Here is a 22549-nt window from a genome sequence, read left to right as displayed (position 1 = left end):
AGCAATATGCCATTTTGCCTGCTACCTGGCATGAGTGGAATAGCCTAATTTTGGCCCCATGCCGGCGATGTTGCCGGTCCACCTGACCGGACCCACCCATGATTTGCACTCTACGTTTCCTGCGCCGCGTCACGGCGCTGACCCTCGCCGCCGCTATCACCAGCAGCGCGGCACTCGCCAGCCCGTTGCAGGACCAGGCCTGGCTGACCAGCTGGATGGCCAGCCAGCAGCCGGTGTGGCAGCCCGATGCCCTGCCGCTGCCGACCGGCGTGCCGGCGGAGCTGGCGGACCAGACGGTGCGCCAGGTGGTGCGACTGAGCGTGGGCGGCAAAAGGCTGCGCGTGGTGTTGTCGAACCCCTATGGCCGGCAACCGCTCGTAGTCGGCGCGGCGCAACTCGCACCTCACGCCGGCGGTGGTCGCATCGACCCCGTCGGCAGCCGCGCCGTGACTTTCGGCGGCAGTGCAACGGTCACCATCCCGGCGGGCCAGTCCGTGGCAAGCGATGCGATCGTCCTCGAGGCGCCGGCACTGGGTGAGCTCGCGCTCAGCCTCTACCTGCCGCGGCAGACCAAGATCGAGTCCTTCCATTGGGATGGCCGCCAGACTGCATGGCTGGCTGCGGGCAACGCGACCGCGCAGGCCGTGCTGGCGGCGCCGCAGGTGTTCAGTGCGCGCGTCCTGCTGAGCGAGGTGCAGGTCGAAGCGCCGGCGGGCGCAGGCGCGGTGGTGGCGATCGGCGATTCGATCACCGAAGGCAACGGTTCTACCCCCGACACCAACCGGCGCTGGCCGGACCTGCTGGCGCAGCGTCTGGCCGCCGATGGCGTGGCCGTGCTCAACGCCGGCATCTCCGGCGGCCGGCTGCTGCGCGACGGCATGGGCGTGTCCGCGCTGGCGCGCCTCGATCGCGACGTGCTGAGCCAGCCGCATGTGCGCGCCGTGATCGCGGCCATCGGCATCAACGATATCGCGTGGCCGGGCTCGACCTTTGCGCCAGCCGATGCCGTGCCGCAGCCCGCGGAACTGATCGAGGGCTACCGTCGTTTGATTGCGGCGGCGCATGCGCGCGGCGTGCGCGTGATCGGCGCCACCATCACGCCGTTTGCCGGGGCGTTGCGCGATACGCCGATCCGCGGCTATGACGGCCCGGGCAAGGAAGCCGTGCGGCTGGCGGTCAATGACTGGATCCGTCATGGCGGCGCGTTCGATGCGGTGGTGGATTTCGACGCGGCCGTGCGTGACCCCGCGCGCCCGCAGGCGCTGCTGCCGGCATTCGACAGCGGCGACCACCTGCATCCGGGCGATGCCGGCTATCGCGCCATGGCGGCGCGGTTCGACCCGGCCCTGCCCGCCCTTGCCGGTCAGTCCCGCTCCGGCGCTCCCGGCGGGAACAGCGGGCGATAGGGCCGCGCCTCGTCCACCGCGCGCGCAAACGACGGCCGCGCCAGCAGCCGGTTGCGATAGGCGCGCACGTTGCCGCAGGCCGCGGGAATCGGCTGCACCCAGTCCGCATAGAACAGCGACGGCGCGGCGGCGCAGTCCGCCAGCGTGAAGGCATCGCCCGCCGCCCATTGCCGTGCCGCCAGCTCGGTCTCGAGCCAGGCGTAGGCCGACTCCAGCAGCTTGCGGTGCTCGGCCACGCCATAGGGATCGCGGTTCGCCGCGGGACGCAGGTAGTCGGCCACGATGCGCTGCATCGGCGTCATCACGTACTGGTCGAAGAAGCGGTCGAGCAGGCGCACCTTCAGCGCGGCATCGGGCGACTCCGGCAGCCAGCGCACCGGGCCGCGGTGATGCTGGTCCAGGTATTCGATGATGATGCTGGACTCGAACACCGAGCGGCCATCATCGACCAGCAGCGGCATGCGCCGCAGCGGCCAGCGCACGCCGAGTTCGTCCATGTGCTGCGCGTGGTCCGGCGACAGCATGCGGAATTCGAAGGGAATCGCGTTCTCGTACAACGCCACGAGAACCTTCTGGCAATAGGACGAAAACGGGTGCGCGTACAGCTCCATCGTGGTCTCCGGTGGTGGTGAACGTGTGGCGTATGCCTCGGCGAGCTTCGGCGCCGGTTATCGCTGCGCAGCGAAGCGGTCGGTCGCGGCAAGCAGCTGGTCCATGATGCCCGGTTCGGTCCACGCATGACCGGCCCCTTCGATCAGGTGGAATTCCGCCTGCGGCCACGCCTGGTGCAGCGCGTAGGCATAGCGCACCGGGCACGGCATGTCATAGCGGCCATGCACGATCACGCCGGGGATATCGGCCAGCTTGTGCGCGTCGCGCAGCAGCTGCCCCTCTTCCAGCCAGCAGCGGTGCGTGAAATAGTGGTTTTCCAGCCGGGCGAAGGCCAGCGCGAAGTGGCCGTCGTCATGCCTGGCGCTGTTGCCGGCGTCCGGCAGCAGCGTGATGGTCTCGCCTTCCCATACGCTCCAGGCGCGTGCCGCTTCCACCTGCTTGTCCTGGTCGGGGCCGGTCAGCAGCTTGCGGTAGGCCGCCATCATATTGCCGCGCTCGGCCTCGGGCACGGGCGCCTGGAAGCGCGCCCACTTGTCGGGGAACATCTCGGACACGCCGTACTGGTAATACCAGTCCAGCTCCGCCTGCGACACCGTATAGATGCCGCGCAGCACCAGCTCGCTCACGCGCTGCGGGTGCTTCTGCGCATAGGCCAGCGCCAGCGTCGAGCCCCACGAGCCGCCGAACACCAGCCAGCGCTCCACCCCGGCCAGCACGCGCAGGCGCTCGATATCGTCGACCAGGTGCCAGGTGGTGTTGGCCTCCAGCCCCGCATGCGGCGTCGAACGCCCGCAGCCGCGCTGGTCGAACAGCAGCACGTCATAGCGCGCCGGATCGAACAGCCGCCGGTGATCGGCCGAAATGCCGCCGCCAGGCCCGCCATGCAGGAACACCGCGGGCTTGGCGCCGGGCGTGCCCACGCGCTCGTAGTAGACGACATGGCCGTCGCCGACATCCAGCGTGCCGGTTTCATAGGGCTCGATTTCGGGGTAGAGGGTGCGCAGGGCGGGCATGGGTGGGGTCTCCGGATTTGCGAGGCACAGTGTACGACGGCCGTGGTCCACTTGGGCCGTGCCAAGCTACCCTGCAAACACCCCCATCACCCAATCCCGCAACAACCGCGTAGCCGGACGCTCCGCCGCCCGCTCGCTGTAAACCAGGTCATAGCGAAAACTTTCCAGCGCCAGTTCAAAGGGCTGCACCAGCGCGCCGGAAGCCAGTTCTTCCGCCACCAGCGTCAGGCTGAGCAGGCCCACGCCCTGTCCGGCGATGGTGGCCTGCACCGCGTGGATCTCGTCGGTAAAGCGCAGGCCGGCCTGCGGATCGGCCACTTCGACGCCGGCCTGCGCCAGCCAGTGGCGCCAGACCGGTGCGCGCGCGTCATCGCGCGCGGCAGAGCCCCATTCGAAGTGGATCAGCGTGGCGTGTCTCAGGTCTTGCAGCGTGGCCAGTTTCAGGGCGGGGCTGCAGACCGGCGCGAAGCGGTCACGGAACAACGGCTCGACCAGCAGGCCAGGATAGCTGCCGCTGCCGTAGCGGATCGCCGCGTCCGCATCGTGGTCCAGGTCGACGATCTGGTCCGACGCATCCAGGCGCAGGGTCCAGTCCGGATGCGCGGCGCGGAACTGGCCGGCGAGCGGCGCGAGCCGCCTGGCCATGAACGCCACCGTCGACGTCAGCGTGGCCACATGCGGGCGGCTGCTGCGCTGCACCGCCAGCACGGCGCGCTCCATGCCATCGAGGCCGTCCCGCACCGCGGGAAACAGCTGATGCCCGGCCGCCGTCAGGCGCACCTTGCGGGTCTGCCGTTCGAACAGCTTCACGCCCAGGCCGTCTTCCAGCGCGCGGATCTGGTGGCTGATGGCTGTCGGCGTGACGTGCAGTTCATCGGCGGCGTGCTTGAAGCTGGCGCGGCGGGCGGCGGCTTCGAAGGCGCGCAGGGCGCCGAGGGGCGGCAGTTTGCGCAAGGTGGCTCCATGGATAAGTTTACCTCATGCATCGACTGAGAATCGACCATTTGTCGTGGGCGTTACCCGCTTCGATACTTGGCATGTCGGCTGGCCAGCAAGACAACCAGCGATGAAAAGATGAATTTTACTGAATCATTACCGGAGTCAGCGATGCACCTGCAACAAGTCCACACCCAGCCCGATCCCTATGCCCCCTACCTGCTGTCGCAGGCCATCCGGGCCGGCAACCTGCTGTTCGTTTCCGGCCAGGCCGGGGTCGGCGACGATGGCGCCATCGTCGGCCGCGGCGACTTCGACGCGCAGGCCGAGCAGGCATTCCGCAACCTCAGCCGCGCGCTGCAGGCGGGCGGCTCGGGGCTGGACCGCGTGGCCAAGGTGACGATCTTCCTGACGTCGATGGAATACTTTCCGAAGATCGTCGCGCTGCGGCGCAAGTGGTTTTCCGCCCCCTATCCGGCCGATACCATCGTCGAAGTCTCGGCCCTGTATTCGCCGGACGCGATGATCGAGATCGAAGCCATCGCGCTGGCCACGGAGGGCGCGCAATGACCGCGCCCGCCGCGCCTTCGTTGTTCGATACGCCGGCGCTGAACGGCGTGCCGCTGCGCAACCGCCTGGTGGTGGCGCCGATGACGCGCATCAGCGCCACCGACACCGGCGTCCCTACCGAGGCCATGCGCCGCTACTACGCGGGCTTTGCCCGCGGCGGCTTTGGCCTGATCGTCAGCGAGGGCATCTATACCGACCGCGCCTATGCGCAAGGCTATCCTGGCCAGCCGGGTCTGACCGACACGCAACAGGCACAGGGTTGGCGCCGGGTCGTCGATACGGTGCACCAGGCCGGCGGGCGCATGGTCGCGCAGCTGATGCATGCGGGCGCGCTGTCGCAGGCCAACCGCTTCCGCGACGATACGGTGGGGCCTTCGGCCGTGCAGCCCAGGGGCCGGCAGCTGACCGCGTATGGCGGCACGGGCGCATTCCGGATGCCGTGCGCGATGGACGAGGCAGAGATCCTGCAGGCCATCGAAGGCTTTGCGCAAGCGGCGCGGCTAGCGCGCGAGACGGGCTTTGACGGCGTGGAAATCCACGGCGCCAACGGCTACCTGCTCGACCAGTTCCTCAACGGCCATACCAACCAGCGCCAGGACGCGTGGGGCGGTGGCATCGCGCAGCGCATGCGCATGATGCTGGAGACGATCCGTGCGGTGCGCGCCGCGGTGGGGAGCGATGTCATCGTCGGCGTGCGCATCTCGCAGGCGAAGGTCAATGACTTCACCTACCGGTGGCCCGAAGGCGCGGATGGCGCTGCCGCGGTATTTGCGGCCATCGCGGAAAGCGGCGTCGACTACCTGCATGTGACCGAGCACGAAGCCTGGCAGCCGGCCTTCGCCGACGGCGATGCGTCGCTGGTGCAGCATGCCCGCCGTGCGGCGCCCGGGCTCGCGATCGTAGCCAACGGCGGCCTGCATGAGCCGGCGCGGGCCGCCGGGATGCTCGCCCTTGGCGCGACCCTGGTCGCGCTCGGGCGCGGCGCGCTGGCCAATCCGGACTGGCCCGTGCGGGTGCGCAACCAGCAGCCACCAAGGCAGTTCGACGCGGCCGTGCTTGCTCCGCTCGGCAATATCAAGGACGCCGAGCTGGCCATGCGCGAAACCGGCACGGCATCCACGGCATAGCGGCAGCCGCTCGAAGCCAAGGTCACGCGCGGCCCAAAAAAAAAACCGGCACCCGAAAGTGCCGGTTTTTTGCTGTCAGCAAGCCTGGACGATCTCAGTCTTCCAGCTTCGGCAGCGAAGCGCTGACCTGCGCCGACAGCAGGCCGGTCTTGGCATACGTCTGCAGCTTCTCGCGCGTGTCGACGATATCCAGCGTGCGCATGGTCAGCTGGCCGATGCGGTCCAGCGGCGTGAACATCGACTCGCCCTTCTCCATGGTCAGCCGTTCCGGCTTGTAGGTCAGGTTGGGCGAGGTGGTGTTCAGGATCGAGTAGTCGTTGCCGCGGCGCAGTTCGATGGTGACCTCGCCGGTGATGGCGCCGGCCACCCAGCGCTGGGCGGTTTCACGCAGCATGATGGCCTGCGGGTCGAACCAGCGGCCCTGGTACAGCAGGCGGCCCAGGCGGCGGCCGTTGTCGCGGTACTGTTCGATGGTGTCTTCGTTGTGGATGCCGGTGATCAGGCGCTCGTAGGCGATGAACAGCAGCGCCAGGCCCGGGGCCTCGTAGATGCCGCGGCTCTTGGCTTCGATGATGCGGTTTTCGATCTGGTCGCTCATGCCCAGGCCATGGCGGCCGCCGATGCGGTTGGCTTCCATGAACAGGTCGACGGCGTTGGCGAAGGTCTGGCCGTTCAGCGCCACCGGCTGCCCTTGCTCGAAGCGCACCGTGACTTCCTCGCGCTTGACTTCGACGTCGTCGCGCCAGAACTGCACGCCCATGATCGGCTGGACGATGCGGATGCCCGAATCCAGGTGCTCCAGGTCCTTGGCCTCGTGGGTCGCGCCCAGCATGTTGGAGTCGGTCGAATACGCCTTCTCGGCCGACATCTTGTAGTCGAAGCCGTTCTGGCGCATGAACTCGGACATCTCGGCGCGGCCGCCCAGTTCGTCGATGAACTGCTGGTCCAGCCACGGCTTGTAGATCTGCAGGCCGGGGTTGGTCAGCAGGCCGTAGCGGTAGAAGCGCTCGATGTCGTTGCCCTTGAAGGTGCTGCCGTCGCCCCAGATGTTGACGCCGTCTTCCTTCATCGCGGCAACCAGCATGGTGCCGGTGACGGCGCGGCCGATCGGGGTGGTGTTGAAGTAGGTGATGCCGGCGGTGGAGATATGGAAGGCACCGCACTGCAGCGCGGCGATGCCCTCGGCCACCAGCTGCGCGCGGCAGTCGACCAGGCGGGCTTCCTCGGCGCCGTAGGCCTTGGCGCGGCGCGGGATGTCGTCGTAGTCGGGCTCGTCGGGCTGGCCCAGGTTGGCGGTGTAGGCGTAGGGGACGGCGCCCTTCTGGCGCATCCAGAGGAGTGCCGCGCTGGTGTCAAGGCCGCCGGAGAAGGCGATACCGACGCGCTGGCCGGTAGGAATGTGCTGCAGGATGGTAGTCATCGCCAGAAATCAATGTGAATTTGTCGGCTCTTGGGCGGGCTTCCACTGCGTCGGCCGTCAAGGGCCGGGGGGCGGCGGGAAGCACGGCGACGCGGCCGGCCGAGTCACGTGCCGAGTCAGTGCCAAACGCGAATTGTGACACGGCAGCGCCCACGCGCCAAACCCGGGGGCCGGCGGGGGCCCCGGCGCCACCCGCCGCACCATTCAAATCCGGCGAACGCGCCCTTCAAAACTCTCGACTGGTTCGCCCCGATACCCCTCCCTATACTGCGCCGCACTGTTATCGGAAAGCGGAGTCGTCATGCTGCATCGCGCCCTGGAAGGCGTCCGGGTCCTGGATTTGTCGCGCATCCTGGCCGGTCCCTGGTGTACCCAGAACCTGGCCGACCTGGGCGCCGAGGTGACCAAGGTCGAGCACCCCGAACGCGGCGACGATACCCGCGGGTGGGGGCCGCCCTACCTCGACGCCCCGGCCGGCACCGAAGGCGATCCGCGCCTGTCCGGCTATTTCATCTGCTGCAACCGCGGCAAGCGTTCGGTCGCGATCGACTACGGCACGCCCGAAGGCGCGGCGCAGGTGCGCGAACTGGCGCGCGAGGCCGACGTGCTGGTCGAGAACTACAAGGTCGGCACGCTGCGCCGCTACGGGCTGGACTACGACACCCTCAAGGCGATCAACCCGCGCCTGGTCTACCTGTCGATCACCGGCTTCGGCCAGAGCGGGCCAATGGCGGACAAGCCGGGCTACGACTACGTGTTCCAGGGCATGGGCGGGCTGATGAGCTACACCGGCCAGCCCGACGGCGCGCCCGGCGCCGGCCCGCTGCGCACCGGCGTCGCGGTGGTCGACCTGAGCACCGGCATGTATGCCACCTCCGCGGTACTGGCCGCGCTGTACCAGCGCCAGGCGAGCGGCGTGGGCGCGCACCTGGACATCGCCCTGCTCGACGTGGCCGTGGCGATGAACGCCAACCAGGCCGCCAACTACCTGGTCTCGGGCCAGAACCCACAGCGCAGCGGCAACGCCCATCCCAACTGCGCGCCGTACGAAGTGTTCCGCTGCGCCGACGGCCACCTGATCCTGGCGATCGGCAACGACAGCCAGTTCGCGCGCTTCTGCGCCGTGGCCGGCATCCCGGCGCTGGCGCAGGATCCGCGCTACGCCACCAATTCCGCGCGCATCGAACACCTCGACGCCTTGCGCGCGCGGCTGACCGAACTCTTCCCCACCCGCACCCGCGCCGCCTGGACCGAGGCCTTCGACGCCGCCGGCGTGCCCTGGGGACCGATCCACACCATGGACGAAGTCTTCGCCCATCCGCAGGTCCAGCACCGCCGGCTGATGCAGGTGGCCGAGCACCCCGTGATGGGCCGCGTGCCGATGGTGCGCAACCCGATGCTGGCCGGCCACGACGCCCCGCCGGCACCGCCGCCGCTGCTGGGCGAACACAGTTCGCCGCGCTGAGCGCCCTGCCACGACACCCATAACCCTGACCCGGAGACACTTCGATGAAGCCAGCCCTCTTTGCCATCGCCCTGCTCGGCATCGCCAGCAGCGCGCACGCCGCCTACCCCGAGCGGCCGATCAAGCTGATCGTGCCCTACGCGGCCGGCGGCACCACCGACATCATTGCCCGCATCGTCGGCACGCGCCTGGGCCCGGTGCTGGGCCAGCCGGTGGTGATCGAGAACCGCCCCGGCGCCGGCGGCGCGGTCGGCAGCGCCTACGCGGCCAAGCAGCCGGCCGACGGCTACACGCTGGTGATGGAGGTGGAAAGCTCGCACGCGGTCAACCCCAACGTCTACCTGAAGACCGCGTATGACCCGGTCAAGGACTTCGCGCCGATCAGCAACCTGGCCGACGTGCCCAACGTGCTGGTGGTCAATCCGGCTTTCCCGGCCACGGACCTGGCGTCGTTCATCAAGCAGCTCAAGGCCAGTCCCGGCAAGTACTCGTTCGGCTCGTCCGGCAACGGCGGCCTCAGCCACATGAACGGCGAGCTCTTCATGAACGCCACCGGCACGCGCATGCTGCACGTGCCGTACAAGGGCCTGGGCCCGGCGCTCAACGATGCGGTCGCCGGGCAGATCCAGGTGGTGTTCGACAATATCCCGTCGTCGTCCGGGCTGATCCAGGGCGACCGCCTCAAGCCGCTGGCGGTGGCCGCCAAACAGCGCCTGAAGGTGCTGCCCAACGTCCCCACCTATGCCGAGGCCGGCCTGCCGGCAATGAACAACCCGTCGTGGTTCGGCCTGGGCGCCCCCGCGGGCACGCCCGCCGCCATCCTCGACCAGCTCAACGACGCCGTGCGCCAGGTGCTGGCCGAGCCGGAGGTGATTGCCGCCATCGAGAAACAGGGCGCGATCCCGGCACCGACCTCGCGCAAGGCCTTCGGCGACCTGATCCGCGGGCAGAACGCCCACTGGAAACAGGTGGTCGAGGCGATCCACTTCACCAAGCTCCAGTAAGCCACGAGGACCGACATGAGCGCACTTCAGCAGGAACCGCACGCCGGCGTCGAGATCGACGCGCGCGGCATTGCCACCGTCACCATCCGCGAGGCGGGCTCGCTCAATATCCTGAGCTCGCCGGTGATCGCCTCGCTCACACGCGCGATCGAAGCGCTGGCCGCGCAGGACGCGGTGCGCGTGCTGGTGCTGCGCGGCACCGGCGACAAGGGCTTTATCGGCGGTGCCGACATCAAGGAAATGGCCGCGCTCGACCGCGCCAGCGCCGAGGCCTTCATCAGCGGCCTGCGCCGCCTGTGCGATGCCGTGCGCCACCTGCCGGTGCCGGTGATCGCGCGCATGCCGGGCTGGTGCCTGGGCGGCGGGCTCGAGCTGGCGCTGGCGTGCGACATCCGCATTGCCGCCGACACGGCGCAGCTGGGCATGCCGGAAGTGAAGGTCGGCATCCCGTCGGTGATCCATGCCGCGCTGATGCCGCGCCTGATCGGCAATGCGCGCACCGCCTGGATGCTGCTGACGGGCGAGATCTCCGATGCCGCCGAGGCGCTGCAGTGGGGCCTGCTCAGCCGCGTGGTGCCGCTGGCCGGGCTGGACCAGGAAGTCGAGCGCGTGGCCGCGCTGCTGGCCGGCTTTGGCCCGGTCGCGGTGCGCCAGCAGAAGCGCCTGCTGCGCGAGTGGGAAGACGCGCCGCTGGAGGTCTCGATCGGCAACAGCGTGACCGAGTTCGGCAGCGCCTTCGACACCGGCGAGCCGCAGCAGCACATGGCCACCTTCCTGAACCGCAAGCGCTGAAGCGCGGACGGGCACGCTGACGGGCAGTTACGGCGCCGTGGCGGCCACGGCGCCGCCTTCGCGCGTGGCCACCACACGCGGATCGTTGAGCAGGAACTGCGCGAAGGCCTCGGCAAAAGCGGGCAGCTTGCCGTCGGCGCGCACGATCAGGTTCAGTTCGCGCAAGGCCCACGGCTCGGCCAGCCGCACCCCGGCCACGCGCGCTTCGCGCAGCGCCTGCGCCGCCACGCTGCGCGGCACCAGCGCCACGCCGACGCCGGCCTCGGCCAGCGACAGCACCGCATCGAAGCTGTGCGCATGCAGGCGCACGTTGGGGCCCTTGCCCGCGCGCTGCGCCATCTCGCGCAGGAACAGGAAATTGCTGCTGGTGCGGCTCATGCAGACAAAATCGAACGCCAGCGCCGCGCCAAAGCGCACCTCGGGCTCGCGCGCGAGCGGATGGTCCGCCGCCATCACCAGGATCAATTCGTCGCGCGCGTAGCGCACCGAGCGCACGCCGGCCGCATCGTCGCCGGTATGGAAATCTCCCGCCAGGATGCCGACATCGGCCTCGTGCGCCGCCACCGCGGCCAGGATCGCCTGGCTGGCGCGCTCCTCCAGGTCGATGTTCACGTCCGGATTGGCCAGCAGGAAGCGGCTCACGCTGGGAATGATGAAGCCGTTGAGCGAGCTGCTGTTGGCTAGCAGCCGGATATTGCCCTTCAGCCCGGCGGAGAAGCGCCCGACCTCGCCGTGCATGCGCTCCACGCCCAGCAGCAGTTCGCGCACATGGACCAGCAGGGTTTCGCCGGCCGGCGTCAGCTCCATGCCGCGCGCGCTGCGCACGAACAACGGCGTGCCCATGGCGTGCTCCAGGTTCTTCAGCCGGTAGCTCGCCGCCGACGCGGTGATGTGGGTGGCCGATGCGCCGCCAGACAGGCTTTGCGCATCGGCGATGGCCTGGAACAGGCGCAGGTCGGTCAGTTCGTAACGCAAGGCAACTCCATTTGGGCCGCGGCAGTCGAAACGGTTGGCGATGGGCGGCGGTGTGGCGGCGGCGATGTAGCGGGCCATTCTAGTGCACCGCCACGTGCTTGCCGGCGGCCGCACCCGCCGCTCCTTTCGCATTCGATGTGGACGCCGTCCATTTTCTTTGCTAAGGTATTGTGGACGGCGTACACAAATGGTGCGCGCCATTGCCACCGCGCCGGTTGGCGGCCTGAGTTTCCTGGCTTGCAGACGGCGCCCATGCCGAGATCCCGCGGCCCACGGGCCGCCCCTTCACAGGAGTTGTCATGCAAGTCCAGCCCTATCTGTTTTTCGAAGGCCGTTGCGATGAAGCGGTCGAGTTCTACAAGCAGACCCTTGGCGCCAAGGTCAACGCCCGCATGACCTTCGCCGACAATCCCGACGCCGGCAAGGGCGGCGAAGGCTGCCAGCCCGGCGCGGGCGCCCAGGACAAGGTCATGCACCTGGAATTCCAGGTCGGCGACAGCATCATCCTGGCTTCCGACGGGCAGTGTTCCAATCAACCCGCGTTCCAGGGTTTCGGCCTGGCGATCACCTTTCCCGACAAGGCCGGGGTCGAAAAGGCCTTCAACGGCCTGAAGGAAGGCGGCCAGGTGCTGATGCCGCTCGACAAGACCTTCTTTGCCGAACAGTTCGGCATGGTCGCCGACCGTTTCGGCATCATGTGGATGCTGCTGACGGCGCCCAAGTAAGCCAGGGACGCGGTTTCCCGATCGCGGCGCGCCCGCTGGGCGATGGGCCCGGCGATGGGTTTACAATGCGCGCCGCCCGCCGGAGAAACCTAGCCATGGACGATCGCATCAACGAACTCGAAATCAAGCTCGCCTTCCAGGAAGACCTGCTCGATACCCTGAACAGCACCGTGGCACGCCAGCAGCAGCAGATCGACCTGCTGCAGGAGCAGTTCCGCGCGCTGTACCAGCAGGTGCGCAGCGCCGCCACCACCGCGGCCGAAGCCGACCCGTTGCAGGAAATCCCGCCGCACTACTGAGCCGAACGGCCCAGCCCCCCGGCATGCCCCGTGCCGATGTGACGGAACGCCGCCGCTGCCGCGGCAGTCTGACAGGCTGATCCCACTGACCGCGCCATTCCATGGCGCGCCCGATCCGCCACATGCGCCTGAAACTCTCCCTGCTGCTTGCCGCCGCCTGCATCGCCGCCCCGGCCGTTGCCGGCTACAACATCTGGACCGGCGAATATTCCCTGACCCGCCAGGAACTGCAGACCGAACTGGACAAGCGCTTTCCCGCGACGCTGCGCTACGCCGAAGTCGTCAGCGTCCAGCTCAGCCACCCGCGGCTGGTGCTGGACGAAGCCAGCAACCGCATCACCACCCACGTCGACGCCCGCCTGACCAATGCCCTGCTGCCGTCGCCTCCGGTCGACGGCAAGCTGGCGCTCAACAGCGGCGTGCGCTACGACCCGGCCAAGCGCGCCGTGCTGCTCGACAATCCGACCGTGCAACAGGTGGAAGTCGCAGGCATGGGACTCTATCGCGAACAGCTCAGCGCCATCGGCGCCGTGGTCGCGCAGCAGCTGCTGAAGGACTACCCGATCTATACCTTCAAGCCGGAAGAGCTGCGCGTGGGCGGCAAGGAGGTGGAACCGGGGGCGATCACGGTGGGCAAGGATGAGGTGCGAGTGGAGGTGAAGCAGCGGTAGGCTATGGGCCGCCGTGTTCCGGGTCTGGTGATTGCTCAGCCTGCCGCGCGGCGTGGCCGCGTTGCGCGCACCGGGCCCAGAACCAGCCACAGGCAATAGCAAGGCCGCCGCTCAGAGCGAACACCAGCGGAATCCCGATCTTGCGCCCAAGCACGCCGCCCAGCAGCGGCGCAAGCACCAGCGCTACCAGTTGCACGCTCCTGGCGGTGGCGCTGACGCTGCCCAGACAATAGCGCGGGCATTGCTGCTGGATCGCCACGGCCTGGCTCAGGCACGCCAGACAATAGGCACAGCCGTTCACCACCCATAGCCCGGGCCACATCATCTCGGGCATGCCGCTGCCGCTGCCGGCCAGCACGCCGGGGATCAGCACGGTCAGCCCGACCACAGCGAGACCCGGCGGCGCCAGGCGGATGCCATACCGCCGGAACAGGCGCGGGAACGCCAGCGCGCCACACACGGCGCCCGCGGCAGTGCCGCTCACCAGCATGCCAAACGCCGATGGCGGCAACCCCTGCGACTTGATGAACAGCGCCAGCAGGGGATCGTAGAGTCCAAACGTCACAGTCAGCATGAACACGCAGCTGAACGACACGCGCACGGCATGACTGCCGCGCAGCAGCGCCATCAGTGGCCCGAGCTGCAACGCGCTTCGTGCTGGCGTGCCTTGCGCTGCGACCGGGCGCGCCCTGTCGCGCAGCGGCACCAGGCAACCGATTGCGAGCAACGACAGGCCGCCCGAAAGCCAGAGTCCCGACATTGGCCCGTACAGCGCGGTCGCGCCGGCCGCGATCAGTGGCGCGCACACCTTGGTGATCTGGTCGGCCGCCGTCATCAAGCCGGCATTAGCGGCAAGCTGTGCATGGCTGAGCATGGATCGGACCATGACCTGTTCCGGCGGCAAGGCGCTGGCGTTGGCCAGCGCCTTGAGCATGACCAGGAGCACGAACACGTTCAGGTCTGGCGCCATGAGCAGCAGCAACGATGTAATGCCGCGTGCGCTGTAACTCGCAAACAGCATGGCACCAGGGTTGCCCCTGTCAGCCAGCCAGCCGAAGAAAGGCCCGCCGACCAGGACCGGCAAGACGAACAGCGAGGCAGCAACGCCCGCCGCAGGTGCATCTGCGCCCCAGTGGAAGGCGAGCAGCGAAAAGATCACGGTGGCGTCGAGCCACATCATCAAGGCGCTGACAATCCTGGCGGCGAGCAGCGGCTTGTATCCGGGGACGGCGGCCAGCCTTTGCATGGGTACGAAGGAACGCGTTGTCGAAACGGGTCAGCATAGGGCGCGATCGCTGCCCCGGCCGTCGCATGCGCGAGATCCTGACCTTTCCGCAGTGCATTTCGGAACTTGCTGGACGATTCTGGCGAAATTTCAGATCAACCGCGCATCTGATTTCGCCCTCCCCTGAACACCAACCCCAACCCCGCCAGCACCGCCCCCATCCCCGCCAGCGCCAGCGCCGTCATGCGGTTGCCCAGCAGCAGGTAATCGAGCGCCGCCGTGCCCGCCGGCACCAGGTAGAACAGGCTGGTCACGTTGACCAGGTTGCCGGCCTGGATCAGGCGGTAGAACAGCAGCGTCGCGCCGATCGAAATTCCCAACGCCAGCCACAGCAGCGGCGCGGCGAACGCCAGCGATGCTTCGAAGGCGAAGGGCTGGAACGGCAGGCACAGCAGGCAGGCTACGAGGCTCGCGCCGTACTGCAGCGGCAGCACTTCGGCCGGCGCGCGCGGGCTGCGCTTCTGCAGGATGGCGCCGACCGTCATGCTGGCCAGCGAGGCCAGCGCGCACAGTACGCCCGCCGGCGACAGCCTGGTCAGCAGCAGGCTGTCGAAGACGACCATGGCCAGCCCCGCGAACGCCAGCGCCAGGCCGCCCAGGCGCGCGGCACTGGCGCGGCGCTCGGTCAGCAGCAGTGTCAGCATCGGCTGCGCGCCGAGCACCGTGGCCAGCACGCCGGGCGTCATGCCATGGTCCAGGGCGAGAAAGTAAAAGACGGCGTAGCCGCCGATCAGCAGCAGGCCCGTGCAGGCCGTATGCAGGCGCTCGCCGCGCGGCGGCAGCAGGCGCTTGCGCGCCAGGCCGATCGCGCCCAGCACGGCGCAGACCAGCGCAAAGCGCAGCGTCAGCAGCGCGAACGGGGTGGCGTGGTCAAGCGCCAGCCGGGCGGCGATGGCGCCGCTGCTCCATAGCAGCACGAACAGCGGCGTGGCCCACAGGGCGGTGGATGTGGTGCGCGTGGCGAGTGTGTCGCGCGCGGCGCCGAAACGGGCCGCGCAGTCTTCGTTGTTGGTCATGGCTTGTCATCTGTCGTCAGCTTGGCGGGCTCCGGCGACGCGCATCGGCATGCGGCCACGACGCGGCGGCAGCACGCACGGGCGTGCGGCTGCCGTGCGCGCGGGCGCACGAAGGCGGGATTACCGGAGACGAGAAGGGCTGGGCGCGTGCCCGTCAGCCGCGCGGCGGCGGCGGCGGGTGTGCACCGCCCGAGAACGGCGGCGGCGGCGCGACAGATGTGAACGCAGGCTGGCGACGCGGGCACGGCAGCGCGCGGCCCGGGGGCGCGGCGTTGACGGGGCGTTGGCGGTCTGCGGTCATGGTGGGAATGGGAGTATCGAAGAATATCGACAGGCGTCGATCAACTGGTGTGGCGATGCTATGCCCGCCCGGCGCTGGCGTCAACGGGATCCTGTGTCGTCCTGCTCCAGCCGCGACACCAGTGCCTGCAGCGCCGGCGCACAGCCGGCCTCGACCTTCAGCGCCAGCATGGCGTCGGCACGCGTGGTACCCAGGTTGAGCGCGGCCACCGGCTTGCCCATCTGCCCGGCCCAGACACAGAAGCGGTAGCCGGAATAGACCATCAGCGACGATCCCACCACCAGCATCGCATCCGCGGCCGCCAGCGCCGCGCGCGCGGCGTCGACACGCGTGCGCGGCACGGATTCGCCGAAGAACACCACGTCAGGCTTGAGGATGCCGCCGCAATGGCCGCAATCGGGCACCTGGAACTGCGCGAACAGCGGCGATTCGAAATGCACGTCGCCGTCGGCGGCGGGCGGCGCGATCACGTCGCGCAGCGCGGCATTGCGGGACATCAGCCAGTCCTGCAGGCCGGCGCGGTCATGGCTGGCGCCGCAGTCCAGGCAGATGGCGCTGGCCAGGCTGCCGTGCAGCTCGATCACGCCCTCGCTGCCGGCGCGCTGGTGCAGGCCGTCGACATTCTGCGTGACCAGCGCCGCCAGCCGGCCCTGCGCGCCCAGCCGCGCCAGCGCATGGTGGGCATCGTTGGGCCGCGCCTGCCATGCCATCGGCCAGCCCAGCATGCTGCGCGCCCAGTAGCGCTGGCGCCCGGCGTGCGAGCCGAGAAAGGCCTGCAGCGTGATCGGCGGCGAGCGCTGCCACTGGCCGCGCGCGTCGCGGTAGCCGGGAATGCCGGAATCGGTGCTGATGCCGGCGCCGGTCAGCACGAACAGGCGCGGGTGACGCTGCACGAAATCGAACAGCGCCGCCGCGGCTGCCGGCGAGGGATGCGACGGCGGCAACGTCAGGGCGCTCAACTGGCCGGATCCTCGGCATGGCGCGCGGCCTGGCGTGCCTCCCATGCGCGCAGCGCCTCGCGGTAGCGGTCCATCTCCTGGTAGTAGTAATCGAAGATGCAGGGATCGCAGCCGGAGCCGCAACACTCGCCGTCGGCGGGCCGCTCCGGCGGCTCCGGGCGGGGATCGTCAGCGGGAATCGAGGCACTGGCGAGGGGGACTACGGGGGACACTTGAGACACTTGCGGATCGCGCGCGCGGCGCCATGGCGGACCAGCCCCCAGTATATTCCGGCGCGCCCGGCGCTGCCCCGCGGCCCTTGCAGCGCCAAAAGCCGATCTGAACGCTTCCGAGCCGCGTGTTGAATTGTTTCGGGGGGCGGCGCGCACAGGGGCCTGCACGCCACGTTTTGCCGGAAGATAGCCGGACTTCCCGCCCCGGCAACCGGCCGCGCAGCGGACTGCGACCCCGATCGAGCCATGAAGGCAGCCCCACACCAACGCCGGCGCCACGCCAGCACGAAGCGCCTGCTTGCCGCCATCGCGCTGGCTGCCGGCGCCGCGACGGCCGCGGAGCGCCCGGCGCCCGGCCGGGACGCCGGCGCCGCCGCGAGCCCGGCAGACCCCGCCCAGGCCCAGCCTGTCGCGGCGGGCCGCCCACGCATCTGCCTGGTGCTGTCGGGCGGCGGCGCGCGCGGCGCCGCGCATATCGGCGTGCTCAAGGTGCTGGAGGCGATGCGCATTCCGGTCGACTGCATCGCCGGCACCAGCATGGGGTCGCTGGTCGGCGGCGCCTATGCCACCGGCATGGGGCCCGCGGAGATGGAACGGCTGGTCGCCGGCCTCAGCACCGACAAGCTCTTCAAGGAACGGCCGCCGCGCCAGGACCTGGCCATCCGCCGCAAGCAGGATGACTACACCAACCTGATCACGCCCGAGATCGGCGTGCAGGCGAGCGGCCTGCTGTTGCCCAAGGGCGCGGTTTCCGGGGTGCAGCTCGAGACGGTGCTGCGCCAGCTGGCCAGGACGCCGGGCTTCCGCGATTTCGACCGCTTGCCGATCCCCTACCGCGCCGTGGCGACGGACCTGGTGGCGGGCACGCCGGTGGTCTTCAGCCAGGGCGAGCTGGCCAACGTGATGCGCGCCAGCATGTCGGTGCCGGGCGCGGTGGCGCCGGCGGAATACGAGGGCCGGCTGCTGGTCGACGGCGGGCTGACCGACAACCTGCCGGTCGGCGTGGCGCGCAGCATGGGCGCCGATATCGTCATCGCGGTGAACCTGGGCACGCCGCTGATGAAGCGCGAGGCGCTGACCTCGGTCATCGGCGTGACCGGCCAGATGCTCAACATCCTGACCGAGCAGAACGTGCGCGCGTCGCTGGCCTCGCTGCGGCCCACCGACGTGCTGATCGAGCCCGCGCTGGGCGACTTCTCCGCGACCGACTTCGACCACCTGCCCACCACCATCCCGATCGGCGAGGCCGCCGCGCGCAAGGTCGCCGACCGCCTCGCGCCGCTGGCGCTGCCGCCGGCGCAGTATGCCGAGTTGCGCGCGGCCCAGCAGGCGGTGCAGCCGCCCGACACCAGGCCGGTCGACGAGATCCGGCTGGCACCGCTGCATCGCGTCAATCCGGACTATGCGACCGCGGTGATGCAGACCCGGCCGGGCGAGCCGATCGACCAGGCCGCGCTGGACCAGGACATGCGCCGCCTGTTCGGCACCGGCGACTTCGAGCACGTCAACTACGGCATCCTGGAAGAGCCGGGCCGGCGCGTGCTGACGGTCAATGCGGTGGAAAAATCGTGGGGCCCAGACTATCTGCGTTTCGGGCTGGGCCTGAGTTCTGACTTCCGCGGCGACGCGTACTTCAACCTGGTCGGCAGCTACCGGCGCACCTGGCTCAACGCCTTGGGGGCCGAATGGCGCACCGACGCGCAGGTGGGCCAGACCTCGGCGCTAAGCAGCGAGTTCTACCAGCCGCTGGATACGCGCCAGTTCTTCTTTATCGCGCCGCGCATCGAGCTCGAGCGGCGCCCGGTCAATGTGTTCCAGGGCAGCACACGCATCGCCACCTACGACGTGCGCCGCTTTGACCTGGCCCTCGACGTCGGCAGCCAGTTCACCAAGTACGGCGAGTTGCGCATCGGGGTGCAGACCGGCTCGGAGCATGCCACGCTGAGCACCGGCCCGGCGTCGCTGTCGCCGGGTCCGGGCAGTATCCGGCGCGGGGCCATCACCGGCCGGCTCTTCTTCGACCAGCTCGACAGCGTGGACTTCCCGCGCTTCGGCTATGCGGGCGGGCTGCGGATCTACGCCTCGCAACCCGGGCTCGGCGCCGACCGCTCCTATGTCAAGGCACAGGCCGACGGCACCTATGCCCACTCGTTCGGCGACCACACCCTGTCGTTCGGCTTCAAGGTCGGCGGCAATCCCGGCGGCAAGCCGCTGCCGAACTACGACCAGTTCCAGTGGGGCGGCTTCCTGCAGCAATCCGGCTACGCCACCGGGCAGCTGATGGGCGGCAACCTGCAGTTTGCGCGGCTGGTGTACTACAACAAGCTGGCCCGGCAAACCCTGCTGCAGGGCATCTACGCCGGCTTCTCACTGGAGGCGGGCCGCGTGGGGGATCCGCTGGTGCCGGGCAGCCCCACCGGGCTGCTCAAGTCCGGCTCGCTGTTCCTCGCGCTCGACAGCCCGCTCGGGCCGCTGTACCTGGCCTATGGCCGCGCGGCGGCCGGCGTGTTCAGCTTCTACCTGTACCTGGGCAAACCCTTCTGACGCGGCGCGGCAATGTGCGTCTGCCGTACCCCACCAAAGTTGTATGTAATGTCTTAATTCAAATGTCTATACTTTTCCTGTCACCAAGACCCCCTCTTGAATGACAACCTTCCCCGGTCGCCGCTTCCCCAGCGGCGACTTTTTTATGGGCGCGCGGTTCGAGGTGGCCGAGACCCTGAACGGCGCCGGCGCCGATAATTGCGCAGCGCAGCATGCAACCAGTACTGGCCCGCGGCGCCAGACCGGTTTAACATTGCGCGATTATCGAACGACCGTAGACCACCCCCGCCTCCCATGGATGTCCTCCGCCCCATCGGTCTTGGCCATGCCCAGGCCGACACCGTCCGCGTTGCCCGGCCCCAGGCCGACCTGCTCGCCAGCTTTGCCGGCGATCCCAACTTCATGCTGTCGCTGGCGCGCGGGCTGACCGTGCTGGAAGCGTTTTCCGAACGCAAGCGCCCGCTGACGATCTCGCAGGTGGCACAGCGGACCCAGCTCTCGCGGGCATCGGTGCGGCGCTGCCTGTACACGCTGGAGCAGCTGGGCTATGTCAGCCAGCAGGACGGGCAGTTCGCGCTGCGCCCGCGCGTGCTACACCTGGGCCACGCGTATTTCTCGTCGACCTCGCTGGTGTCGCTGGCGCAGCCGATCCTGGACAACCTGAGCGCGCGCATCCACGAGACCTGCACGCTGGCGATACTGGACGGCACCGACATCCTCTACCTGGTGCGCTCGGAAGTGCAGCGCGTGCTGAACTATTCGCTCGGCATGGGCAGCCGCCTGCCGGCCTATTGCACTTCCAACGGCCGGCTGCTGCTGGCGCACCAGCCCGCCACGGTGCTGGACGGCTTCTTCGAGCATGCCGAGCTGCGCCCGCGCACGCTGCAGACCAAGGTCTCGCGGCAAGAGCTGGAAGCCTGCTTCGAGCGCGCCCGCGAAGTGGACTATGTGATCGTCGATGAAGAGCTGGAGCCGGGCCTGCGCGCCATGGCGGTGCCGGTGCGCTCGGCCTCGGGCATCGTGCTGGCCGGGCTGAGCGTAAGCGTGCGCGCCGCGCGCGTCTCCGAGGCTGACATGATCACGCGGCTGCTGGCCCCGATGCGCGAAGCCGCCGCCGCGATCGGCCGGATGGTCGGGTCCTGATCCTGCCGCTTTCCGGTTTTCAGGCAAGCCGCCTTACCGGCCGGCTTGCCCCCGCAGCCGCGCCGGACTGAGCATGGCGGCGGTCACGCCGTGGTCGGCAATATGCGCCGGCAGCGGCCGGCCCTGCGCCAGCGCGGCGCAGGCTTCGCCCATCGCCGCCGAGGTCTGGATGCCATAGCCGCCTTGCGCGGCCACCCAGAAGAATCCTTCCGCGTCGGCATCGAACCCGCCCACCAGGTCGCCGTCGGCGACAAACGAGCGCAGTCCCGCCCAGGTCCGCGCGGGGCGGCGGATCGTCAGCGTGGTCACGGCTTCGATCTGGTGGATGCCCATGGCGATGTCCAGTTCCTCGGGCTGCACGTCGTGCGGCGGCACCGGGTCGGCATTGGCAGGAGAGCCCAGCAGCATGCCGGCATCGGGCTTGACGTACCAGGTCTCGTCGAAGCCGTAGAACATCGGCCAGCGGGAGATATCGATCCCGTCGGGCGGGGCAAAGACAAAGGCCGACCGCCGGCACGGCTGCAGCCCCACCGGCGCCACCCCCGCGTGCGCCGCCACCACATCGCACCATGCGCCCGCCGCATTGACCAGCACCGGCGCGCGGTAGATGTCGGGGCCGGCATGGACGTGCCACAGGCCGTCGCGCCGCTCGATCACGTCGGCCTCGGTGCCGCAGGCGATCACGCCGCCGTGATGGCGCACGCCGCGCAGGTAGCCCTGATGCAAGGCATGCACGTCCATGTCGGCGGCATCGGGCTCCAGCACCGCGCCCAGCACCAGTTCCGGCCGCAGCACCGGCACCAGCGCGCATGCGCCGGCCCGGTCAAGCCGTTGCGCCCGGGCCCCCATGCCGGCCAGCACCTGCCAGTGCGCGTCGAGCTGGTCGTGTTCGCCCGGGCGCGCCAGCATCATGGCGCCGCGCGGGGACAGCACGGGATGGTCGGCAAACCCCGCGGGCGGGGCATCGAGGAAGGCGCGGCTGGCCATGGTCAGGCCGCGCACCTGCGGCGTGCCGTAGCTTTCCAGGTAGAGCGCGGCCGAACGGCCGGTGGCGTGGTAGCCCGGCTGCGGCTCGCGCTCGAGCACGATCACGCTGCCCGCGCGCGCCAGCCAGTACGCCACCGAGGCCCCGGCAATGCCGGCGCCGATGACGAGGTAGTCAGCCGAAAACTGCTTGCCGCCGGCCGGAGCCGGATCGCTGTGGACCATTGCCGTGGGTCTCCCGTGTCATGCGAACTGGCGGGCAATGTAGCGTAAACCGGGCGGGCACCGCGCACGGTCCGGGGCGGCGTCTCAGCCGCGATGCGCCAGTTCGAGCGCGAACACCAGCCGCTGCAGGAAGTTCTCGATGCGTCCGTCCGGATTGACGAAGGCACAGCCGAAGTGGTGGATGGCGCTGTCGTCGTGGCCCACCAGCCAGTGGCCGACCACCTGCATGTCCAGCTCCAGCTTGCCCAGCTCGCGAAAGTCCAGTCGGCACTTCGCCACCGTGGTGCCCACCGGCAGCTGCTCGGCGGTGACGGTCCTGGAGCGCAGGCCTGCGCCCGACAGCGACAGGTCGGCGATATCGAGGCCGAGCACGGTCTTGTCCGGCATCGGCATCTCGCAGCGGTAGCCCTTGGTCACCAGCGTGCGCGCGCGGAAATGGCGGCGGCGCTGGAAGTGATAGAGCTTTTCCGGAAAGTCGACGACAAAGGCGGGGCCGTCTTCATAGCGCGTCGCCGCCGGCTGGCCGACCACGAAATTGACCGGCACGCCGCGCAACAGCCCGGAGAACGCGTTCTCTTCGGAAGTCATCAGCGACATCCGCTCGGGCTCGGCATTGCACCAGTCGAACACGAAGGTGCGGTTGACCGGGTCGACATGCAGGATCGAGGTAACGAACTGGTGCGCGGTGCGGGTGCGCACGCTCAGCATGCACTTCTGCCACGCCAGGTCGCGCAGCACCGTGCCGATCTGCGAGTTGTGGGTCAGCCGATAGCGATCGTCCGCCGGTTCGGCGTGGGCTTCGGCCTCGGATTCAGGATCGGCTGGCCCGTGGGCGTCGTGCTGGTTCATAGGTTCACGCAACATC

General features: G+C 69.2%; 22 protein-coding genes. 11 read left to right on the top strand and 11 right to left on the bottom strand.

The window, feature by feature from the left end; translation table 11 throughout:
* Positions 1–98: 98 nt before the first annotated feature.
* Entirely contained in the window at positions 99–1406 is a 1308-nt protein-coding gene (locus LIN44_RS24165) for an SGNH/GDSL hydrolase family protein (RefSeq protein ID WP_227314785.1), read from the top strand.
* Here LIN44_RS24165 and LIN44_RS24160 read toward each other — a convergent pair.
* The 3 genes from LIN44_RS24160 to LIN44_RS24150 form a co-directional block, all read right to left on the bottom strand.
* Positions 1364–2017 (bottom strand): glutathione S-transferase family protein, encoded by a 654-nt coding sequence (locus tag LIN44_RS24160; protein ID WP_227314784.1) that lies wholly within the window; start codon positions 2015–2017, stop codon positions 1364–1366. The genes LIN44_RS24165 and LIN44_RS24160 overlap by 43 nt on opposite strands.
* A gap of 57 nt (positions 2018–2074) precedes the next feature.
* Positions 2075–3031: a prolyl aminopeptidase gene (pip, locus tag LIN44_RS24155; RefSeq protein WP_227314783.1), complete on the bottom strand. Its 957-nt coding sequence runs from the start codon at positions 3029–3031 to the stop codon at positions 2075–2077.
* Positions 3032–3097: 66 nt separating this feature from the next.
* Positions 3098–3985, bottom strand: a complete 888-nt coding sequence (locus tag LIN44_RS24150; protein WP_227314782.1) for a LysR substrate-binding domain-containing protein — start codon at positions 3983–3985, stop codon at positions 3098–3100.
* A gap of 153 nt (positions 3986–4138) precedes the next feature.
* Here LIN44_RS24150 and LIN44_RS24145 point away from each other — a divergent pair, with 153 nt between their 5' ends.
* Both LIN44_RS24145 and LIN44_RS24140 read left to right on the top strand, forming a co-directional pair.
* Positions 4139–4537 carry a RidA family protein gene (locus LIN44_RS24145; RefSeq protein ID WP_227314781.1) on the top strand — a complete coding sequence of 133 codons (399 nt, stop codon included), beginning with the start codon at positions 4139–4141 and terminating at the stop codon, positions 4535–4537.
* Complete coding sequence (locus LIN44_RS24140) at positions 4534–5664, top strand: NADH:flavin oxidoreductase (protein ID WP_227314780.1); 1131 nt, start codon at positions 4534–4536, stop codon at positions 5662–5664. The genes LIN44_RS24145 and LIN44_RS24140 overlap by 4 nt, the downstream gene beginning before the upstream one ends.
* 94 nt (positions 5665–5758) lie before the next feature.
* Here the strand turns inward: LIN44_RS24140 and argG are convergent, their stop codons facing one another.
* Complete coding sequence (gene argG / locus LIN44_RS24135; protein WP_227314779.1) at positions 5759–7084, bottom strand: argininosuccinate synthase; 1326 nt, start codon at positions 7082–7084, stop codon at positions 5759–5761.
* Positions 7085–7385: 301 nt separating this feature from the next.
* Here argG and LIN44_RS24130 point away from each other — a divergent pair, with 301 nt between their 5' ends.
* From LIN44_RS24130 to LIN44_RS24120, 3 genes are read left to right on the top strand one after another with little or no spacing between them, the layout of a single operon-like run.
* Positions 7386–8549 carry a CaiB/BaiF CoA-transferase family protein gene (locus LIN44_RS24130; RefSeq protein WP_227314778.1) on the top strand — a complete coding sequence of 388 codons (1164 nt, stop codon included), beginning with the start codon at positions 7386–7388 and terminating at the stop codon, positions 8547–8549.
* A 44-nt stretch (positions 8550–8593) separates the two neighbouring features.
* Entirely contained in the window at positions 8594–9553 is a 960-nt protein-coding gene (locus LIN44_RS24125) for a tripartite tricarboxylate transporter substrate binding protein (RefSeq protein WP_227314777.1), read from the top strand.
* A 15-nt stretch (positions 9554–9568) separates the two neighbouring features.
* A complete protein-coding gene (locus tag LIN44_RS24120; protein WP_227314776.1) occupies positions 9569–10345 on the top strand; it encodes an enoyl-CoA hydratase in 777 nt (258 codons plus the stop codon).
* Between the two features lie 27 nt (positions 10346–10372).
* Here the strand turns inward: LIN44_RS24120 and LIN44_RS24115 are convergent, their stop codons facing one another.
* Positions 10373–11320, bottom strand: coding sequence for a LysR family transcriptional regulator (locus tag LIN44_RS24115; RefSeq protein ID WP_227314775.1), 948 nt, complete (start codon positions 11318–11320; stop codon positions 10373–10375).
* 299 nt (positions 11321–11619) lie between these two features.
* Between LIN44_RS24115 and LIN44_RS24110 the strand changes: the two genes are divergently transcribed.
* From LIN44_RS24110 to LIN44_RS24100, 3 genes are all read left to right on the top strand, one after another.
* Complete coding sequence (locus tag LIN44_RS24110) at positions 11620–12045, top strand: VOC family protein (RefSeq protein ID WP_012357054.1); 426 nt, start codon at positions 11620–11622, stop codon at positions 12043–12045.
* Positions 12046–12140: 95 nt separating this feature from the next.
* The gene (locus tag LIN44_RS24105; RefSeq protein ID WP_018005787.1) at positions 12141–12344 is read left to right on the top strand and encodes a SlyX family protein; all 204 of its coding nucleotides are present in this window, start codon (positions 12141–12143) and stop codon (positions 12342–12344) included.
* A gap of 122 nt (positions 12345–12466) precedes the next feature.
* Entirely contained in the window at positions 12467–13015 is a 549-nt protein-coding gene (locus tag LIN44_RS24100; protein WP_227314774.1) for a DUF1439 domain-containing protein, read from the top strand.
* Between the two features lies 1 nt (position 13016).
* On the opposite strand, the gene LIN44_RS24095 is transcribed toward LIN44_RS24100, so the two are convergent.
* From LIN44_RS24095 to LIN44_RS24080, 4 genes are all read right to left on the bottom strand, one after another.
* On the bottom strand, positions 13017–14261 hold the full coding sequence (locus tag LIN44_RS24095; RefSeq protein ID WP_227314773.1) for an MFS transporter: 1245 nt from the start codon (positions 14259–14261) through the stop codon (positions 13017–13019).
* 134 nt (positions 14262–14395) lie between these two features.
* Entirely contained in the window at positions 14396–15316 is a 921-nt protein-coding gene (locus LIN44_RS24090; protein WP_227314772.1) for a DMT family transporter, read from the bottom strand.
* A 381-nt stretch (positions 15317–15697) separates the two neighbouring features.
* On the bottom strand, positions 15698–16621 hold the full coding sequence (locus LIN44_RS24085; RefSeq protein ID WP_370641689.1) for an NAD-dependent protein deacetylase: 924 nt from the start codon (positions 16619–16621) through the stop codon (positions 15698–15700).
* Positions 16573–16788 carry an oxidoreductase-like domain-containing protein gene (locus tag LIN44_RS24080; RefSeq protein ID WP_227314771.1) on the bottom strand — a complete coding sequence of 72 codons (216 nt, stop codon included), beginning with the start codon at positions 16786–16788 and terminating at the stop codon, positions 16573–16575. Before LIN44_RS24080 ends, LIN44_RS24085 begins: the two co-directional genes overlap by 49 nt.
* A 246-nt stretch (positions 16789–17034) precedes the next feature.
* Between LIN44_RS24080 and LIN44_RS24075 the strand changes: the two genes are divergently transcribed.
* Both LIN44_RS24075 and LIN44_RS24070 read left to right on the top strand, forming a co-directional pair.
* A complete protein-coding gene (locus tag LIN44_RS24075; RefSeq protein ID WP_227314770.1) occupies positions 17035–19332 on the top strand; it encodes a patatin-like phospholipase family protein in 2298 nt (765 codons plus the stop codon).
* 294 nt (positions 19333–19626) lie between these two features.
* The gene (locus LIN44_RS24070; RefSeq protein ID WP_092314986.1) at positions 19627–20475 is read left to right on the top strand and encodes an IclR family transcriptional regulator C-terminal domain-containing protein; all 849 of its coding nucleotides are present in this window, start codon (positions 19627–19629) and stop codon (positions 20473–20475) included.
* Positions 20476–20508: 33 nt separating this feature from the next.
* On the opposite strand, the gene LIN44_RS24065 is transcribed toward LIN44_RS24070, so the two are convergent.
* Both LIN44_RS24065 and LIN44_RS24060 read right to left on the bottom strand, forming a co-directional pair.
* Positions 20509–21684 (bottom strand): FAD-binding oxidoreductase, encoded by a 1176-nt coding sequence (locus tag LIN44_RS24065; protein ID WP_227314769.1) that lies wholly within the window; start codon positions 21682–21684, stop codon positions 20509–20511.
* Between the two features lie 84 nt (positions 21685–21768).
* The gene (locus LIN44_RS24060) at positions 21769–22533 is read right to left on the bottom strand and encodes a flagellar brake protein (RefSeq protein WP_370641688.1); all 765 of its coding nucleotides are present in this window, start codon (positions 22531–22533) and stop codon (positions 21769–21771) included.
* Between the last annotated feature and the right edge of the window lie 16 nt (positions 22534–22549).

This window comes from Cupriavidus sp. MP-37, assembly GCF_020618415.1.
Classification (GTDB): Bacteria; Pseudomonadota; Gammaproteobacteria; order Burkholderiales; family Burkholderiaceae; genus Cupriavidus.
This window is presented reverse-complemented; position numbering and strand designations above follow the sequence as displayed.

Coding starts and splice junctions, on each gene's coding strand:
- LIN44_RS24130 (WP_227314778.1), top strand. CDS start 7,386: ATGCTGCATCGCGCCCTGGAAGGCGTCCGGGTCCTGGATTTGTCGCGC.
- LIN44_RS24065 (WP_227314769.1), bottom strand. CDS start 21,684: ATGGTCCACAGCGATCCGGCTCCGGCCGGCGGCAAGCAGTTTTCGGCT.
- LIN44_RS24090 (WP_227314772.1), bottom strand. CDS start 15,316: ATGACCAACAACGAAGACTGCGCGGCCCGTTTCGGCGCCGCGCGCGAC.
- LIN44_RS24145 (WP_227314781.1), top strand. CDS start 4,139: ATGCACCTGCAACAAGTCCACACCCAGCCCGATCCCTATGCCCCCTAC.
- LIN44_RS24100 (WP_227314774.1), top strand. CDS start 12,467: ATGCGCCTGAAACTCTCCCTGCTGCTTGCCGCCGCCTGCATCGCCGCC.
- LIN44_RS24160 (WP_227314784.1), bottom strand. CDS start 2,017: ATGGAGCTGTACGCGCACCCGTTTTCGTCCTATTGCCAGAAGGTTCTC.
- LIN44_RS24060 (WP_370641688.1), bottom strand. CDS start 22,533: ATGAACCAGCACGACGCCCACGGGCCAGCCGATCCTGAATCCGAGGCC.
- pip (WP_227314783.1), bottom strand. CDS start 3,031: ATGCCCGCCCTGCGCACCCTCTACCCCGAAATCGAGCCCTATGAAACC.
- LIN44_RS24070 (WP_092314986.1), top strand. CDS start 19,627: ATGGATGTCCTCCGCCCCATCGGTCTTGGCCATGCCCAGGCCGACACC.
- LIN44_RS24085 (WP_370641689.1), bottom strand. CDS start 16,621: ATGGGAGGCACGCCAGGCCGCGCGCCATGCCGAGGATCCGGCCAGTTG.
- LIN44_RS24165 (WP_227314785.1), top strand. CDS start 99: ATGATTTGCACTCTACGTTTCCTGCGCCGCGTCACGGCGCTGACCCTC.
- LIN44_RS24120 (WP_227314776.1), top strand. CDS start 9,569: ATGAGCGCACTTCAGCAGGAACCGCACGCCGGCGTCGAGATCGACGCG.
- argG (WP_227314779.1), bottom strand. CDS start 7,084: ATGACTACCATCCTGCAGCACATTCCTACCGGCCAGCGCGTCGGTATC.
- LIN44_RS24125 (WP_227314777.1), top strand. CDS start 8,594: ATGAAGCCAGCCCTCTTTGCCATCGCCCTGCTCGGCATCGCCAGCAGC.
- LIN44_RS24075 (WP_227314770.1), top strand. CDS start 17,035: ATGAAGGCAGCCCCACACCAACGCCGGCGCCACGCCAGCACGAAGCGC.
- LIN44_RS24140 (WP_227314780.1), top strand. CDS start 4,534: ATGACCGCGCCCGCCGCGCCTTCGTTGTTCGATACGCCGGCGCTGAAC.
- LIN44_RS24110 (WP_012357054.1), top strand. CDS start 11,620: ATGCAAGTCCAGCCCTATCTGTTTTTCGAAGGCCGTTGCGATGAAGCG.
- LIN44_RS24105 (WP_018005787.1), top strand. CDS start 12,141: ATGGACGATCGCATCAACGAACTCGAAATCAAGCTCGCCTTCCAGGAA.
- LIN44_RS24095 (WP_227314773.1), bottom strand. CDS start 14,261: ATGCAAAGGCTGGCCGCCGTCCCCGGATACAAGCCGCTGCTCGCCGCC.